The 16,013-nt window shown below is 68.8% G+C and carries 17 protein-coding genes; 10 read left to right on the top strand and 7 right to left on the bottom strand.

Annotated elements, in window-relative coordinates; all coding sequences use genetic code 11:
* Positions 1 to 124 precede the first annotated feature (124 nt).
* The 6 genes from FCG67_RS09895 to FCG67_RS09870 all read left to right on the top strand — a co-directional run bounded on the left by FCG67_RS09895 (position 125) and on the right by FCG67_RS09870 (position 4,283).
* Positions 125 to 358 (top strand): hypothetical protein, encoded by a 234-nt coding sequence (locus tag FCG67_RS09895; protein ID WP_136909358.1) that lies wholly within the window; start codon positions 125 to 127, stop codon positions 356 to 358.
* A 3-nt stretch (positions 359 to 361) separates the two neighbouring features.
* Positions 362 to 2,119, top strand: a complete 1,758-nt coding sequence (frdA, locus tag FCG67_RS09890; protein WP_136909356.1) for a fumarate reductase (quinol) flavoprotein subunit — start codon at positions 362 to 364, stop codon at positions 2,117 to 2,119.
* 3 nt (positions 2,120 to 2,122) lie between these two features.
* The gene (locus tag FCG67_RS09885) at positions 2,123 to 2,872 is read left to right on the top strand and encodes a succinate dehydrogenase/fumarate reductase iron-sulfur subunit (RefSeq protein WP_136909354.1); all 750 of its coding nucleotides are present in this window, start codon (positions 2,123 to 2,125) and stop codon (positions 2,870 to 2,872) included.
* Positions 2,869 to 3,279, top strand: coding sequence for a fumarate reductase subunit C (locus FCG67_RS09880; RefSeq protein WP_136909352.1), 411 nt, complete (start codon positions 2,869 to 2,871; stop codon positions 3,277 to 3,279). Before FCG67_RS09885 ends, FCG67_RS09880 begins: the two co-directional genes overlap by 4 nt.
* A complete protein-coding gene (gene frdD / locus FCG67_RS09875) occupies positions 3,276 to 3,659 on the top strand; it encodes a fumarate reductase subunit FrdD (protein ID WP_136909350.1) in 384 nt (127 codons plus the stop codon). The genes FCG67_RS09880 and frdD overlap by 4 nt, the downstream gene beginning before the upstream one ends.
* A gap of 270 nt (positions 3,660 to 3,929) precedes the next feature.
* Complete coding sequence (locus FCG67_RS09870; RefSeq protein WP_246044981.1) at positions 3,930 to 4,283, top strand: hypothetical protein; 354 nt, start codon at positions 3,930 to 3,932, stop codon at positions 4,281 to 4,283.
* Positions 4,284 to 4,354: 71 nt separating this feature from the next.
* Here the strand turns inward: FCG67_RS09870 and FCG67_RS09865 are convergent, their stop codons facing one another.
* From FCG67_RS09865 to FCG67_RS09835, 7 genes are all read right to left on the bottom strand, one after another.
* Entirely contained in the window at positions 4,355 to 4,774 is a 420-nt protein-coding gene (locus FCG67_RS09865; RefSeq protein WP_136909346.1) for a metal-sulfur cluster assembly factor, read from the bottom strand.
* The gene (gene sufU / locus FCG67_RS09860; protein WP_136909344.1) at positions 4,771 to 5,280 is read right to left on the bottom strand and encodes a Fe-S cluster assembly sulfur transfer protein SufU; all 510 of its coding nucleotides are present in this window, start codon (positions 5,278 to 5,280) and stop codon (positions 4,771 to 4,773) included. The genes FCG67_RS09865 and sufU overlap by 4 nt, the downstream gene beginning before the upstream one ends.
* Before the next feature lie 3 nt (positions 5,281 to 5,283).
* Positions 5,284 to 6,579, bottom strand: a complete 1,296-nt coding sequence (locus tag FCG67_RS09855; protein WP_097209848.1) for a cysteine desulfurase — start codon at positions 6,577 to 6,579, stop codon at positions 5,284 to 5,286.
* A 4-nt stretch (positions 6,580 to 6,583) separates the two neighbouring features.
* Positions 6,584 to 7,375 carry a Fe-S cluster assembly ATPase SufC gene (sufC, locus tag FCG67_RS09850; protein ID WP_097209849.1) on the bottom strand — a complete coding sequence of 264 codons (792 nt, stop codon included), beginning with the start codon at positions 7,373 to 7,375 and terminating at the stop codon, positions 6,584 to 6,586.
* A 35-nt stretch (positions 7,376 to 7,410) separates the two neighbouring features.
* Positions 7,411 to 8,610, bottom strand: coding sequence for a Fe-S cluster assembly protein SufD (gene sufD / locus FCG67_RS09845; protein ID WP_077041546.1), 1,200 nt, complete (start codon positions 8,608 to 8,610; stop codon positions 7,411 to 7,413).
* Positions 8,610 to 10,067, bottom strand: a complete 1,458-nt coding sequence (gene sufB, locus FCG67_RS09840; protein WP_136909342.1) for a Fe-S cluster assembly protein SufB — start codon at positions 10,065 to 10,067, stop codon at positions 8,610 to 8,612. The genes sufD and sufB overlap by 1 nt, the downstream gene beginning before the upstream one ends.
* A gap of 62 nt (positions 10,068 to 10,129) precedes the next feature.
* A complete protein-coding gene (locus FCG67_RS09835; RefSeq protein ID WP_246045007.1) occupies positions 10,130 to 10,810 on the bottom strand; it encodes a helix-turn-helix transcriptional regulator in 681 nt (226 codons plus the stop codon).
* A 265-nt stretch (positions 10,811 to 11,075) separates the two neighbouring features.
* On the opposite strand from FCG67_RS09835, the gene mptB reads away from it, so the two are divergent.
* From mptB to FCG67_RS09815, 4 genes are all read left to right on the top strand, one after another.
* Complete coding sequence (gene mptB / locus FCG67_RS09830) at positions 11,076 to 12,743, top strand: polyprenol phosphomannose-dependent alpha 1,6 mannosyltransferase MptB (RefSeq protein ID WP_425467821.1); 1,668 nt, start codon at positions 11,076 to 11,078, stop codon at positions 12,741 to 12,743.
* Positions 12,740 to 13,684, top strand: coding sequence for an ABC transporter ATP-binding protein (locus FCG67_RS09825; protein WP_136909338.1), 945 nt, complete (start codon positions 12,740 to 12,742; stop codon positions 13,682 to 13,684). Before mptB ends, FCG67_RS09825 begins: the two co-directional genes overlap by 4 nt.
* Complete coding sequence (locus FCG67_RS09820; protein ID WP_136909336.1) at positions 13,681 to 14,472, top strand: ABC transporter permease; 792 nt, start codon at positions 13,681 to 13,683, stop codon at positions 14,470 to 14,472. The genes FCG67_RS09825 and FCG67_RS09820 overlap by 4 nt, the downstream gene beginning before the upstream one ends.
* Positions 14,473 to 14,558: 86 nt before the next feature.
* The gene (locus tag FCG67_RS09815) at positions 14,559 to 15,977 is read left to right on the top strand and encodes a hypothetical protein (RefSeq protein WP_136909900.1); all 1,419 of its coding nucleotides are present in this window, start codon (positions 14,559 to 14,561) and stop codon (positions 15,975 to 15,977) included.
* The last annotated feature ends 36 nt before the right edge of the window (positions 15,978 to 16,013 follow it).

Genomic DNA, 16,013 nt, shown 5'->3' with positions numbered 1-16,013 from the left:
CAGCCGAATGAGCGTATCGTCCGATGTGAGATGGATCACATGGCGCGCATGGCGCCTGGCCCCGCCTGTCCGGCCGAGGAGACCGATCGTCGGTGTGGCCACCCGCCAGACAAGGAGGTGGGCGATGATCAGCACCAGTTCACCCTTCACCGCGGAGCTGGCTCCGTGCGGGCACGTCGTGGACGGGCGACGCCACCAGGAAAACGACGACGCGGGCCTGCTCATCGACGACCGCGTCTACGCGTGCGGGTGCCGCGTGATCCGCCACGAGTACCACGACGGATCCGTGCGCATCAAGACGATTCGGCACGACGGCAAGGTCCTGGCGGATGAGCACAGCGGCAACCACGAGGCCTGAGCGATGACCGCATTCCACTCTGTCGTCATCGTCGGCGGCGGGGGCGCCGGACTGCGTGCGGCCATCTCGATCGCGGAATCCGACCCGAACCGCAGCGTTGCGATCGTGTCGAAGGTCTACCCGATGCGCAGCCACACCGTCTCCGCGGAGGGCGGCGCCGCCGCGGTCATCGCCCCGGATGACTCCCTCGACGAGCACGCCTACGACACCGTGTCCGGCAGTGACTGGCTCTGCGACCAGGACGCCGTCGAGGCATTCATCGACGAAGCACCGAAGGAGCTGCTCCGCCTGGAGCACTGGGGCTGCCCGTGGAGCAGGCAACCGGACGGGCACATCGCCGTGCGCGCGTTCGGCGGGATGAAGAAGAAGCGCACCTGGTTCGCCGCCGACAAGACCGGATTCCACCTGCTGCACACCCTCTTCCAGAAGGCGCTGTCCTATCCGGACATCGTGCGCTACGACGAGTGGTTCGCCACCACGCTGCTCGTCGACGACGGGCGGGTGCGGGGCGTGGTGGCCATCGAGCTGTCCACCGGCCGGATCGAGACGATCGTCGCCGACGCCGTCATCGTCTGCACCGGCGGTTGCGGCAGGGTGTTCCCGTTCACCACCAACGCCACCATCAAGACCGGCGACGGGATGGCCCTGGCCTACCGGGCCGGGGCCGGCCTGAAGGACATGGAGTTCGTCCAGTACCACCCGACCGGACTGCCGTTCACCGGCATCCTCATCACCGAGGCCGCGCGGGCCGAGGGCGGCTGGCTGATCAACAAGGACGGGTACCGCTACCTCCAGGACTACGACCTCGGCACACCCACCCCGGGCCCGGTCTTGCGCAGCATGGAGTTGGGGCCACGGGACCGGCTCTCCCAGGCCTTCGTGCACGAGCAGGAGAAGGGCAGGACGATCGACACGCCCGACGGACCGATCGTCCATCTGGACCTGCGGCATCTCGGCGCCGACGTCATCGACGCGAAACTGCCGTTCGTCAGGGAACTGTGCGCGAGCTACCAAAACATCGACCCGGTCCACGAGCTGGTCCCGGTACGCCCGGTCGTGCACTACATGATGGGCGGGATCCACACCGACCTGCACGGAGCCACCGATCTGGACGGGCTGTACGCCGCGGGCGAGGTCGCCTGCGTCAGCATCAACGGCGCCAACCGTCTCGGCTCGAACTCCCTGCCGGAACTGCTCGTCTTCGGCGCCCGCGCCGGACAGGCCGCCGCCACCTATGCCGCGGCCACTCCCGTCTCCGGCCCCTCCGCGGCGATCGAGGCACAGGGACGCGACGAGCAACGTCGGCTCGAACGCGAACTCGCTCGTCACGACGGCGCGGGTGGTCCCCGGCCGGACCGGATCGCCGACATCCGAACCGGGATGCAGGAGGCGATGGAGTCCGGCGCCGGCATCTACCGGGACGAGCGCACCCTGCGCACGGCGATCGATCGGATCCGGGAATTGAAGCAGCGCTACGCGGCCGCCGTCATCGACGATCACAGCCGGACGTTCAACACCGAGCTGATCGCCACTCTCGAGCTCTCGGGGATGTTGGACGTCGCCGAGTGCATCGTCGACAGCGCGCTGCGGCGCGAGGAATCCCGTGGCGCCCACCAGCGCACCGACTTCCCGGACCGCGACGACGACAGATACCTGGCTCATTCACTGATCCACCGGCAACCGGATGGCGAGGCTCGGGTCTCCTACCTGCCGGTGACGATCACCCGCTGGCCCCCGGGGCAACGGATATACGGGAGGTGAGCAATGGCCGACCAGGACACCATCGCCGTCGAGGTCACGCGGTACCGGCCGGAGCAGGAGTCCGCGCCCGCGCCGCAGTGCTATCGGGTCCCACTGCGTAAGGAGTGGACCATCCTCGACGGACTCAACCACATCAAGGACCGGCTGGACGGGACGCTGTCCTACCGATGGTCCTGCCGGATGGGGATCTGTGGCAGCTGCGGCATGACGGTCAACGGCGAGCCGAAGCTGGCCTGTTCGACGTTCCTGACCGACTACGCCCCCGGCTCGATCCGGGTCGAGCCGATGCGGAACTTTCCGGTGATCCGCGACCTCGTCGTCGACATCAGTGACTTCATGTCCAAGCTGCCCAAGGTCAAGCCGTGGCTGATCCGCGCGGACGAGGACGAGCCGGAGGACGGCGAGTACCTGCAGACGCCCGAGGAGATGGAGGCGTATCAGCGGTACAGCATGTGCATCAACTGCATGCTCTGCTACTCGGCCTGCCCGGTGTACGCCCTCGAACCCACCTTCCTCGGCCCCGCGGCGATCGCACTCGGTCAGCGGTACAACCTGGATTCCCGCGACCAGGGCGCCGAGGACCGGCGCGATGTGCTGGCCTCAGCGGAGGGCGCGTGGGCCTGCACCCTGGTCGGCGAGTGCAGCGTGGCGTGCCCCAAGGGCGTCGACCCCGCAGGCGCGATCCAGCGCTACAAGCTGACCGCGGCGACGAAGTCGCTCAAGGAGTTCCTGCTACCCCGGGGTGCACGATGACCGCCACGGGTAGCGGCCTCGCTCCCGCGCGCCCGTACCGTCAGCCGGTCTCGCGGCTGTGGTGGCTGCGGCGCCGATCCTACCTGCTGTTCATGCTGCGCGAGCTGTCCTGCGTGTTCGTGGCCTGGTTCGTCGCGTTCGCGCTGATGCTGGTCGTCGCGGTCGGCTCCGGTCCCGAGTCCTATCGGGACTTCCTCGACTGGAGCGCGCGCCCATGGGTGCTCGCTCTCAATGTGATCGCGGCGGCGTTCGTACTGCTGCACGCCGTGACCTGGTTCAACCTGGCCCCCAAGGCGATGGTGGTCCGGGTGGGTGGACGCCCCGTTCCGCCGGTCGCGGTGGTCGCCGCACATTACGTTCTGTGGATCGCGTGTTCGATCATCGCGGTGTGGGTGATCCTGCGATGACGAGGGCACCGACTCCGACCGTGCGGGCAAACACCAGGCGGTCCCCCGAACCGATGTTCTGGCTGCTGTTCAGCGCGGGCGGGATGGCCGCTGCCCTGCTCGCTCCCGCCCTGCTGATCCTCTTCGGCGCCGCGATACCGCTCGGCTGGATCCCGGCGCCCGACCACCAGCACCTGCACTCCGTGCTGCGCAACCCGATCACGGTGCTGGTGCTCATCGGGCTCTGCGTGCTCGCGCTGGTCCACGCGGCGCACCGCCTGCGCTTCCTCCTGCAGCACGGCCTGCGGCTCGGCAGGGCGCGGGGTCCGCTCGCGGTGTCGTGTTACGGCGCAGCCGCCGTAGGCTCCGTCGTGGCCGCATATCTGCTGATCACCGCGTGAGAGGCAATCCCGGGATGCTCGGCCCGAGTACTTCTGGACGCACGTAACGAATTGTCGGTTTCTCCCGACTCTCGTGTGTCGGCACTCCGAATCATCGCGGGGCTCTGACATGATCGGAAACGGTTAGTTTCAACAAACAGGGGAGATATGTACATGAACGGCAACACATTTCGACGCCTAGCAACCACTGCCGCGGTATCGGCCGGAATCGCGGGGGGCCTCGTCGCGGGCGCCGGATCGGCAGCAGCAGCAGAAACACAGGTCGTACCCATGAGCACATGCTTCGGCCTGAGCCCGTACATCGTCGACCAGCCCTACATCGCCAGCAGGGCATTCTTCAATCAGGACGGACCCGGCACCGGCAACCTCACCCTCGCCGACGTGTCGAGCCTCTGGTTCTTCGCCCCGCCCTACCTGTCGGACACCCGCCTCGACTGGCACAACAAGACCACCGGGGCCAGGGGCACCCTCACCGCGACCACGCCGATCGGCATGGGCAGCGCCGTCTACCTCCGTCTCAACAGCGGTCCCGGTGACGTCGAGATCACCAGGAGCGCCGTCAACCGGAATGCGCTGTGGAGCATCCCGACCACGTCCTGCACTGGTACGGTGCGCGTCAACTGATCCCCATGACCGCATGACAAAGGCGCCAGACCCGATCACTCGGGTCTGGCGCCTTCTCTGTCGCGTTCGGATCAGACGGTGAAGCCGAGCGCCCGCAGCTGATCGCGGCCGTCCTCCGTGATCTTGTCCGGGCCCCACGGCGGCATCCAGACCCAGTTGATCTTCAGGTCGTTCACGAGGCCGCTCTTGACCAGAGCGCCGCGCGCCTGCTCCTCGATCACATCGGTCAACGGGCAGGCCGCGGACGTCAGGGTCATGTCGACGATGGCGACATCCTCGGCGTCGACGCTGATGCCGTAGACGAGGCCGAGGTCGACCACGTTGATCCCGAGCTCGGGGTCGACGACGTCGCGCATCGCCTCTTCGAGCTCGTCCACCACCGCCTGCTGGTCGGGGGTCAGCTCGATGACCGCCTGCTCATCGGCGGCGGGCGCGGACTCCTGCACGGCCTGGTCCTCGGTGGACTCGGCGTTTGCCTGGGTCTCGGTCATGATGACGATCCTCCGGTCTGGACCGGCACAACGGTGCCGATGACATTCTTCGTGGGCGCAGCGTCGGCGCCGTCGACTATTTGAACAACGGCATCCTTGAATGCCATCCATCCCAGCAACGCGCACTTCACGCGGGCCGGGTACTTCGAGACGCCCGCGAACGCGATCCCGTCGCCGATCACGTCCTCGTCGCCCTCGATGTTGCCGCGGCTGGTGATCATCGCATCGAACGCGTCGACCGTCGCGAGCGCCTCGTGCACGCTCAGCCCGACGACCTGGTCGGTGAGCACCGAGGTCGAGGCCTGGCTGATCGAGCAGCCCTGCCCGTCGTACGAGATGTCGCCCACCCGGCCGTCGTCGGTCAGCGCCACCCGCAGCGTGACCTCGTCGCCGCAGGTCGGGTTGACGTGGTGCACCTCGGCGCCGAACGGCTCCCGCAGCCCCCGCCCGTGCGGATGCTTGTAGTGATCCAGGATGACCTCCTGGTACATCTGCTCCATCCGCATGGTCTACGACGCCCCGTCGACCGAGTCGTCGGTAGCACCCGGCGAGGGATGCGTACCGAAGAAGTCCTGCGCCCGACGGATGGCCGCCGCAAGCGCGTACACCTCGTCGGCGGTGTTGTAGACGGCAAACGATGCGCGCGCGGTCGCCGCCACGCCGAAGTGGCGGTGCAGCGGCCAGGCGCAGTGGTGCCCGACCCGGATCGCGATGCCCTCGTCGTCGAGGATCTGACCGAGGTCGTGCGCGTGGATCCCGTCCACCACGAAGGACACCGCGCCGCCGCGGTTCTCGGGGGTGGTCGGACCGATGATCCGCACACCCTCGATGGCACCCAGCTGTTCGAGCGCCAGCGCCGTCAGCTCGTGTTCGTGCGCGGCGACGGAGTCCATGCCGAGCTCGTTCAGGTAGTGCACCGCCGCACCGAGCGCGACGACCTGCGAGGTCATCGGGACGCCCGCCTCGAAACGCTGCGGCGGGGCCGCGTAGGTGGTCGCCTCCATCGTGACGGTCTCGATCATCGAGCCGCCGGTGATGAACGGCGGCATCGACGCGAGCAGCTCACGCTTGCCGTAGAGCACGCCGACGCCCGACGGCCCGAGCATCTTGTGCCCGGAGAACGCCGCGAAATCCACGTCCAGCGCATGGAAGTCCACCGGCATGTGCGGCACCGACTGGCACGCGTCGAGCACGACCAACGCGCCGACCGCCCTGGCCCGGCGGACCAGCTCGGCCACCGGCGCCACAGCACCAGTCACGTTCGACTGGTGCGTGAACGACACGACCTTGACCGCGTCGGTCAGCTCCAGCGACTCCAGGTCGATACGGCCGTCCTCGGTCACCCCGTACCAGCGCAGCGTCGCGCCGGTCCGACGGGCCAGCTCCTGCCACGGCACCAGGTTCGCGTGGTGCTCGAGCTCGGTGATGACGATCTCGTCGCCCGGGCGCAGGTGCCGCTCGAAGCGCTCGTCGCCGAGCACATAGGTCACCAGGTTCAGCGACTCGGTGGCGTTCTTGGTGAACGTCAGCTCGTCGGCGTCGGCCCCGACGAAGTCGGCGATCGCCGCGCGCGCACCCTCGTACGCGTCGGTCGCCTCCTCCGCGAGCTGGTGCGCCCCGCGGTGCACGGCCGCGTTGCAGGTGGTGAGGAACTCCCGCTCGGCATCGAGCACCTGGACGGGGCGCTGCGAGGTCGCCCCGGAATCCAGGTACACCAACGGTTTACCGTCGCGCACCGTACGGCCGAGGATCGGGAAGTCCTTCCGGATCCTGGTGATGTCGAGTTCCTTCACCGAGGTGGTCATGGAACTAGGCTCCTGTCGCTGCAGCCTGCGTGAATCGGACGTAGCCGTTCTCCTCGAGCTCGTCGGCGAGCTCCGCGCCGCCGGACTCGACGATCTGGCCACCGACGAAGACGTGCACGAACTCCGGGGTGATGTACCGCAGGATGCGGGTGTAGTGCGTGATCAGCAGGACGCCGCCGTGCTCACGCTCCTTGTAGCGGTTGACGCCCTCGGACACGATGCGCAGCGCATCCACGTCGAGGCCGGAGTCGGTCTCGTCGAGGATCGCGATCTTCGGCTTGAGCAGGCCCAGCTGAAGGATCTCGTGGCGCTTCTTCTCGCCGCCGGAGAAGCCCTCGTTGACGCTGCGCTCGCTGAACGACGGATCGATCTCGAGCTCGGTCAGGGACTCCTTGACCTCCTTGACCCAGTGCCGGAGCTTGGGTGCCTCGCCGCGGACCGCGGTCGCCGCGGTGCGCAGGAAGTTCGACATCGAGACGCCGGGCACCTCGACCGGGTACTGCATGGCGAGGAACAGGCCGGCGCGGGCCCGCTCGTCGACGCTCATCTCGAGCACGTTCTCACCGTTGAGGGTGATGCTGCCGGAGGTCACCACGTACTTGGGGTGGCCTGCGATGGCATACGACAGAGTCGACTTGCCGGAGCCGTTCGGGCCCATGATCGCGTGGGTCTCCCCCGAGCGGACCGTGAGGTTCACGCCCTTGAGGATGTTGATCGGCTCGGCGTTCTCGTCGGTGGTGGCGACGTTGACGTGCAGGTCCTTGATTTCCAGAACCGAGTTTTCAGAGGTGGTCATTCAATGTTCCTTAGAGAAGTGTGGTGTCGGCGATCTCAGACGCCGACCGCGGCGAGCTCGACCTCGATGGCTGCTTCGAGGCGCTCACGCACCTCCGGGACGGCAATGCGGTTGATGATCTCGTGGAAGAACCCGCGGACCACCAGGCGACGGGCCTGGTCCTCCGGGATGCCCCGCGAACGCAGATAGAACAGCTGCTCGTCGTCGAATCGGCCGGTGGCGCTGGCGTGCCCCGCGCCGACGATCTCGCCGGTCTCGATCTCGAGGTTCGGCACCGAGTCGGCGCGGGCGCCGTCGGTGAGCACCAGGTTCCGGTTGAGCTCGAAGGTGTCGGTGCCCTCGGCCGCGGCGCGGATGAGCACGTCGCCCACCCAGACGGTGTGCGCATCCGGCTTGCCGGAGTGCGGATCGCCCTGCAGCGCGCCCTTGTAGACGACATTCGACTTGCAGTGCGGCTGCGAGTGATCCACCAACAGGCGCTGCTCGAAGAACTGGCCCGCGTCGGCGAAGTACAGGCCGAGCAGCTCGGCGTCGCCGCCGGGCCCGTCGTACTTCACGGTCGGGGTCAGTCGCACCAGGTCGCCGCCCAGGCTCACCGAGGTGTACCGGAGGACGGCGTCACGGCTGAGCCGCGAGTGGTGCGCCGCGACGTGCACGGCGTCATCGGCCCAGTCCTGCACCGCGACCACGGTCAGCTTGGCGCTGTCGCCGACGATGAATTCGACGTTCTCCGCGTAGGTGCCGCTGCCACGCTGGTCCAGCACGACCGTGGCCTTCGCGAAGGCCTCGAGCCGAACCTGGATGTGGCCGTAGGCCACCTTGTCCACGCCGGGCCCGGTCACCACGATGTTGACGGCGTCGGCGACCTCATGCTCCTTGGCCACGGTAATCACCGTGGCCGACTCGAAGCCGGAGTACGCCTGCGCGGCAATGCGGTCGGCGGGTACACCGGCCTGACCGAGACGGGCATCGTCGCGGCCGACGGTCTCGACGCTGACACCCTCGACCGCCTGGACCTCGACGGTCGCGGCGCCAGAGCGGACCGCGGTGCCGTCGTGCAGGCCGCGCAGCCTGCGCAGCGGCGTGAAGCGCCACGCCTCGTCGCGTCCCGCGGGGACCTCGAAAGCGTTGACGTCGTATGAGGTGAACACCTCGCCCTTGTTGGTGGCGGGCACGATGTTCTCACCGGCGACGGCGGCCTTGACCCCGGTCGTCGCCTCGTTTGCGTTGGCCACTAACCCACGGCCCCTTCCATCTGCAGTTCGATCAGGCGGTTGAGCTCGAGGGCGTATTCCATCGGCAGCTCCTTGGCGATGGGCTCGACGAACCCGCGCACCACCATGGCCATTGCCTCGTCCTCGGTGAGGCCGCGGCTCATCAGGTAGAACAACTGGTCTTCGCTGACCTTCGAGACGGTCGCCTCGTGACCCATCGACACGTCGTCCTCGCGGATGTCCACGTAGGGGTAGGTGTCCGAACGGCTGATCTGGTCGACCAGCAGGGCGTCACACTTGACGGTCGACTTCGAGCCGTGCGCACCCTTGTTGACCTGGACCAGGCCGCGGTAGGAGGCGCGTCCGCCGCCGCGGGCCACCGACTTGCTGACGATGGTCGAGGAGGTGTACGGCGCCAGGTGCAGCATCTTCGCACCGGTGTCCTGGTGCTGGCCCTCGCCCGCGAACGCGACCGAGAGGACCTCGCCGCGCGCGTGCTCGCCCATCATCCACACGGCCGGGTACTTCATGGTGACCTTGGATCCGATGTTGCCGTCGACCCACTCCATGGAACCGCCCGCGTCCACCTTGGTGCGCTTGGTCACCAGGTTGTAGACGTTGTTCGACCAGTTCTGGATGGTCGTGTAGCGGCAGTGGCCGCCCTTCTTCACGATGATCTCGACGACCGCGGAGTGCAGCGAGTCGGACTTGTAGATCGGCGCGGTGCAGCCCTCGACGTAGTGCACCGAGGCGCCCTCGTCGACGATGATCAGCGTGCGCTCGAACTGGCCCATGTTCTCGGTGTTGATCCGGAAGTAGGCCTGCAGCGGGATGTCGACGTGCACGCCCGGCGGCACGTAGATGAAGGAGCCGCCCGACCAGACCGCGGTGTTCAGCGCGGAGAACTTGTTGTCGCCGGCGGGGATCACCGAACCGAAGTACTCCTTGAACAGCTCCGGGTGCTGCTTGAGCCCGGTGTCCGTGTCGAGGAAGATCACGCCCTGCTTCTCGAGATCCTCACGGATCGAGTGGTAGACGACCTCGGACTCGTACTGCGCGGCGACACCGGCGACCAGGCGCTGCTTCTCCGCCTCGGGGATGCCGAGCCTGTCGTAGGTGTTCTTGATGTCCTCGGGCAGGTCCTCCCAGGACTCGGCCTGCTTCTCGCTCGAGCGCACGAAGTACTTGATGTTGTCGAAGTGGATGCCCTCGAGGTTGGAGCCCCAGTGCGGCATCGGCTTCTTGTCGAAGGTCTTGAGCGCCTTGAGCCGGACGTCGAGCATCCACTCGGGCTCGTTCTTCTTCGCGGAGATGTCCCGCACGACGGCCTCGGACAGCCCGCGCTGCGCGCTGGCGCCTGCCACGTCGGAATCAGACCAGCCGTAGCCGTAATGGCCGAGCGAGGCGATGGCCTCGTCCTGCGTCAGTGCAGGCGACTTCTCCGTGCTGCCGGATGCCTGATCTTGGGTGACTGTCATGCGAGCTCCTTCCGGAGTCTTGTTGCGTGCCGGTGCGGGCTGGGCATCGGCGTGGGTGGTGCTTACTTCGGGGATGCGTCTGGCGACGAGTCGGGCTCGTCCGGTGGAGCGATGGGTATGTGAGTGGTGCAGGCGCAGTCACCGTTGGCGATGGTCGCCAGGCGCTGCACGTGGGTGCCGAGCAACTCGGCGAAGGCTTGCGTCTCCGCCTCGCACAGCTCGGGGAACTCCGAGGCGACGTGCGAGACCGGGCAGTGGTGCTGGCAGATCTGGACGCCGTTGCCCACCGGGCGGGTGGTGGCGGCGAAGCCGGCCGAGGTGAACGCGTCCGCGATGGCGTCGGCGGTGTCGGCCACCTCACCGGGGGTGTGCGGGGCGACGGGATCGATGTCGGCGACGATCGTCTGGACCCGGCGGCGTGCGAACTCCACGATCGCCTCCTCGCCGCCGACCTCGCGGAGGTGCCGCATGGCTGCGCCTGCGAGATCGTCGTAGGAGTGGCCGAGGCGCGAACGGCCGGCGGCGGTCAGCTGGAACTGCTTCGCCGGGCGACCGCGGCCCTTGTGCTGCCAGCTCGCGGCGTTCGAGGATCGCGCCTCGCCCGCATCGATGAGCGCCTCGAGGTGACGTCGGACACCCGCGGCGCTCAGACCGAGCTTCGCGCCGATCTCGGGGGCCGTGATCGGGCCCTGTTCGAGGAGAAGCTGGACGACGGCGGCCCTGGTGTGCCCGTCGTGGCCCACCACGGTTGCGGTCGGGGCACCACTGAGCGCAGGCGAAACAGGTGCATGACCTGCGCCTTCACTCCGCGTGTCCCGAGCCGGTGCCGTTTTCACAACACAAGTGTGACGGAATTATCGGAGCTGGTCCACCAAGGGTGCCCTGTATTACACCGCTACGCTGCCCCATGTGCCGCAGACCGACGACGCACCGGACTCCGGTGACACCCCCAGCGCCGGCCCGGCGACCAGATTCCGCGAATGGGCGGTGACCCTCGCCAAGCGGGGGCTGGGAATCGACGGCCCCCACCACGGCTTCGAGGTCTCGAGCCTGCACGGTGACGAGGCGGAGGCCCCCGGACTCGACAAGCGCGAGACCGGTCAGCTCACGGGGATCAGGCGCTTCGGCGCGACCGGGGCCGTGCTGATGGCGATCGGCGCGCTCGGTGCGGGCGCGCAGCCGGTGCTGCAGAACCCGGTGCAGGGCCTGCGGATCCTCGGGCTGCCCGCGCGCCTCGGCGCGACCGCGCTCACGCTGACGATGACCGGCAGCGTGATGGTGGTGCTGGCGTGGCTGCTGCTCGGCCGGTTCGCGATCGGCCGCTACCGAGGGGAGGGCGCCGCACCCCGGCGGCTGACCCGCTCCCAGCTGGACCGCACCCTGCTGCTGTGGGTGATCCCGCTGACGATCGCACCCCCGATGTTCAGCAAGGACGTCTACTCGTACCTGGCGCAGAGCGAGATCACCGCGCGCGGACTGGACCCGTACGCGATCGGGCCCGCTCAGGCCCTCGGCGTCGACCACGTGCTGACCAGGACCGTGCCGACCATCTGGCGCGACACCCCCGCGCCGTACGGGCCGTTCTTCCTCTGGATCGGTCGCGGCATCTCCGCGGTGACCGGCGAGAACATCGTCGCAGGCATCTTCCTGCACCGGCTGCTCGCGCTCGCGGGCGTCGCGCTGATCGTCTGGGCACTCCCCCGGCTGGCGCGCCGATGCGGCGTCGCCAGCGTCACCGCGCTCTGGCTCGGCGCCGCCAACCCGCTGCTGCTGTTCCACCTGGTCGCGGGGATCCACAACGAGGCGCTGATGCTCGGCCTGATGCTGGCGGGCATGGAACTGGCGCTGCGCGCCGTCGAGAGCGCGGACCCGATCCGGTTCGACATACGCGGCGCCACCGCGGGCGGCCGGAACCTGATGTACCTGCTGGCCGGGTCGGGTCTGATCGCGCTGTCCGCGACGGTGAAGATCCCGTCGCTGCTCGCACTCGGGTTCATCGGCATGGCGCTGGCCCGGCGCTGGGGTGGCACCATGAGATCCGTGGTGGCCGCCGCGACGCTGTTGGCGGCGGTGACCGCAGTGGTCATCCTGGTGGTGAGCCTGGCGAGCGGCCTCGGCTTCGCCTGGCTCTCGCCCGGCACCCTCGGCGTCGCGAACGAGGTGCGGAGCTGGATGTCGCTGCCGACGCTGCTCGGACTCGGCACCGGCCTGGCCGGTGTGTTCCTCGGACTGGGCGACCACACCACCGCCGTCCTGAACCTGACCCGGCCGATCGCCTCACTCGCGGCGGCCTTCGTCGCGCTGCGCATGCTGGTGGCCGTGCTCGTCGGGCGGGTTCACCCGGTGGGCGCGCTCGGCGTCTCCCTCGGCGTCCTGGTGCTGCTCTTCCCCGTAGTCCAGCCCTGGTACCTGCTGTGGGCGGTCATCCCGCTGGCCGCGTGGGCGACCCGGCCGGTCTTCCGCATCCCGGCGATCGTCTTCTCGTCGGCGGTGAGTCTGATCGTGATGCCCAACGGCGGCGAGTACCAGCCGTTCATGATCGTCCAGGCCGCCGTCGCCACCATCCTCGTGGTGGGACTGGCGATGTTCCTCACCCGAGACCGGCTGCCGTGGCGGGCCGGGACCGGGGCACCGAACGGCCACGGATCGACCGCCGAATACGCTGAGGCCCCGTGAGCTCTTCCGCGTCCGACACGGCGCATCCGGTTCTTCGGCTCGATGGCGTGGTCAAGTCCTTCGGCAGCGTCACCGCCGTCGACGGCCTCGATCTGTCCCTGCACCGCGGCGAGGTGCTGGCACTGCTCGGCCCCAACGGCGCGGGCAAGACCACGACCGTGGAGATGTGCGAGGGCTTCCTGAGCCCCGACAGCGGCACCGTGCGGGTGTTCGGCCTCGACCCGATCGCCGATTCCGGAGCGGTGCGGGCGCGTGTCGGAGTCATGCTGCAGGGCGGCGGCGCCTACCCGGGGTCCCGGGCTGGCGAGATGCTGGACCTGGTGGCGGCGTACTCCGCCGATCCGCTCGACCCGGCGTGGCTGCTGCGGACCCTCGGCCTCACCGACGCCGCACGGACGCCCTACCGCCGGCTCTCCGGTGGACAGCAGCAGCGCCTCGCGCTGGCCTGCGCGCTCGTCGGGCGGCCCGAACTGGTGTTCCTCGACGAACCGACAGCGGGTCTCGATGCCCAGGCCAGGCTCCTGGTCTGGGAGCTGATCGACGCGCTGCGCCGCGACGGCGTCGCCGTGCTGCTGACCACCCACCTGATGGACGAGGCGGAGGCCCTGGCCGACCGCCTGATCATCATCGACCACGGCCGGATCGTCGCGGAGGGCACTCCGACAGAGCTGACGCGACACGGTTCGGCCGGACAGCTCCGGTTCCTCGCGCCCGAGAACCTCGACCTGAGCGGGCTGCGGGCCGCCCTGCCCACCGGATTCACCCCACGGGAGGTCTCCCCCGGGTCGTATCTGGTCGAGGGCATCGTCGACCCGAAGGTGCTGGCGACGGTGACCGCGTGGTGCGCCGAGCTCGATGTGCTCGCCACCGAACTGCGAGTCGATCAGCGCAGGCTCGAGGACGTCTTCCTCGACCTCACCGGACGGGATCTGAGGGGATGAACGTGCAAGACCGGCTCGCCGACAACAGGTTCGAGGCGGGGACCTTCACCCCCGATCCCAGGCCAAGCGCCGCGCTGCCCATGCTGGCGGCCCAGACCCGGCTCGAGCTGACCCTGCTCCTGCGCAACGGTGAGCAGCTGCTGCTCACCATGTTCATCCCGATCACCCTCCTGATCGGGCTGTGCCTGCTCCCGATCGGCGACCTCGGCGACCCCCGGGTCGACACCGTCCTGCCCGCCGTGATGATGGTGGCGATCATGTCCACCGCGTTCACCGGTCAGGCGATCGCTGTCGGTTTCGATCGGCGCTACGGCGCGCTCAAGCGGCTCGGTGCTACCCCCCTCCCGCGCTGGGGGATCATCGTGGGCAAGAGCGCTGCGGTCATCATCGTGGTCGCCATGCAATCGGTCATCCTGGGCGGCATCGCCTTCGCGCTCGGCTGGCGACCCGAGCCGACCGGCCTGTTGTTGGGCGCGCTGATCATCGCGCTCGGGACCGTCACGTTCGCCTCGCTCGGGCTGTTGCTCGGCGGCACCCTGCGGGCCGAGATCGTGCTCGCGCTGGCGAACGTCCTCTGGTTCGTGATGGCGGGCATCGGCTCCGTCGTGTTCTCCGATGACATCCCCGGACCGCTGCACACGGCCGCCCGGCTGATCCCGTCCGGCGCCCTGGCCGAGGCCCTGCAACAGGCGATCGGCGGCTCGCTCGACCTGTTCGCGGTCGCGGTGCTCGTGGTCTGGGGTTCGGTCGCGGCGTGGCTGGCGACCCGCTACTTCAAATTCACCTGATTCGGATCGTTTCAAAACGTATTCATTTCCGCCGGGAGGCGGCAATATGCGAAGCCGTGCCGAAAACTCTCCGCGCCCTCGCCTGCATGGCCGCCGTCTCCGCGATCACCCTCGGCGGCGGACTCGCCTCCGCCCAGCCCACCTGGGGCCCGCTCGCGCCGCCGAACCCGTTCCTCGGGCCGATGGGCACCTCGACGATGCACGGCGACGCCGGATCCTCGGACGCGACGCCGCTGGCGGGCCCAGGCGACGGAGCCGTCGGGGTGACCTCGTACCCGCTCCTGGCCGCGTGCCCGACCGTGCTGCAGGGCTCCGACGGACTGGTGGTCGCGCTGTGCACCTCGGTGCTCGGCCAGGACCCGACCGTGCACCTGATCGATCCGGCCGCACCGGCAGTGCCGGTCGGTGGATCGCTCGCCCAGCTCAAGCTGACCAAGGGCAGCCTGCTCGGCGGGGTGTACGCGTTCCTGGACAACCAGAACCGACTGGTCGCCGTCGACGGTGACCGCAAGCTCCAGCGGGTCGGCCACGCGAACAACGCGCTGTTCATCGACTCGACCGTCGACCTGTCCGGGGCCATCCCCGACGGCGACGCGGTGACGGGCCTCGCGCCGGACTGGCAGGGCAACGTCTGGTTCGCGACCGGCGGCGGGGTGATCGGCTCCGTCGACACGGCGGGCGTCGCCAAGACCGTCGCGGTACCGGCGGGCGAGCAGGTGCAGAACAGCATCTCCACCTCCCCGGCGGGCACGTCGGTGGCCACCACCCATGCCCTGTACCAGCTGAGCCTCGCCGCGGACGGCACCCCGAAGATCGATTGGCGCCGCGAGTACGACCGGGGTTCGGCCCGCAAACCCGGGCAGCTGAGCTGGGGCACCGGGTCCACCCCCACCTATTTCGGTCCCACCAACGGCTACGAGTACGTCGCGATCGTGGACAGCGCCGACACCCGGGTGAACCTGCTGGTGCACCGCACCGACACCGGGCAGGAGGTCTGCAAGATCCCGGTGCTCGGCGCCGGCGGACCCGGCAGCGAGAACTCCCCGATCGGCGTGGGCAACTCCGTGTTCATCGCGGGCACCTACGGCTACCCCTACCCGAAGGTGCCCGAGGGCGCCGGACCGGCCGTGCCCGCGACCGCCCCGTTCACCGGCGGCATGACCCGCGTCGACCTCGACGGGGCCGGCTGCCATCAGGTGTGGGACAACGCGCTCCGCAGCTCCGCGGTGCCGCACCTGTCGACCGCGGACGGCCATCTCTACACGGTGCTGCGGGACGGCACCGGCGGCCCGCTCGACGGGTATGCGTTCGCGGTCATCGACCCGAGCACCGGCTCGATCCTGAAGCGCACCGGGCTCCCCGGCACCACGGCGAACGACACCCTGCAGATGTCGGCGCTCATCACCGGGCAGGGCGACTACCTGCAGGGCACCATCACCGGCATCCTCAAGGTCGGCGCGAACGGTTCCGGCAGCCTCGGCAGTGCGGGGAGCTCAGGAAGCTGAGGTTCCGGGTGCGGCCAGCCCCCAACGACGCTCTGT

Source organism: Rhodococcus oryzae (assembly GCF_005049235.1).
Taxonomy (GTDB): Bacteria; Actinomycetota; Actinomycetes; order Mycobacteriales; family Mycobacteriaceae; genus Rhodococcus_G; species Rhodococcus_G oryzae.
Note: the sequence above shows the minus strand (reverse complement) of the source record. Positions and strands in the feature narration are given on the sequence as shown.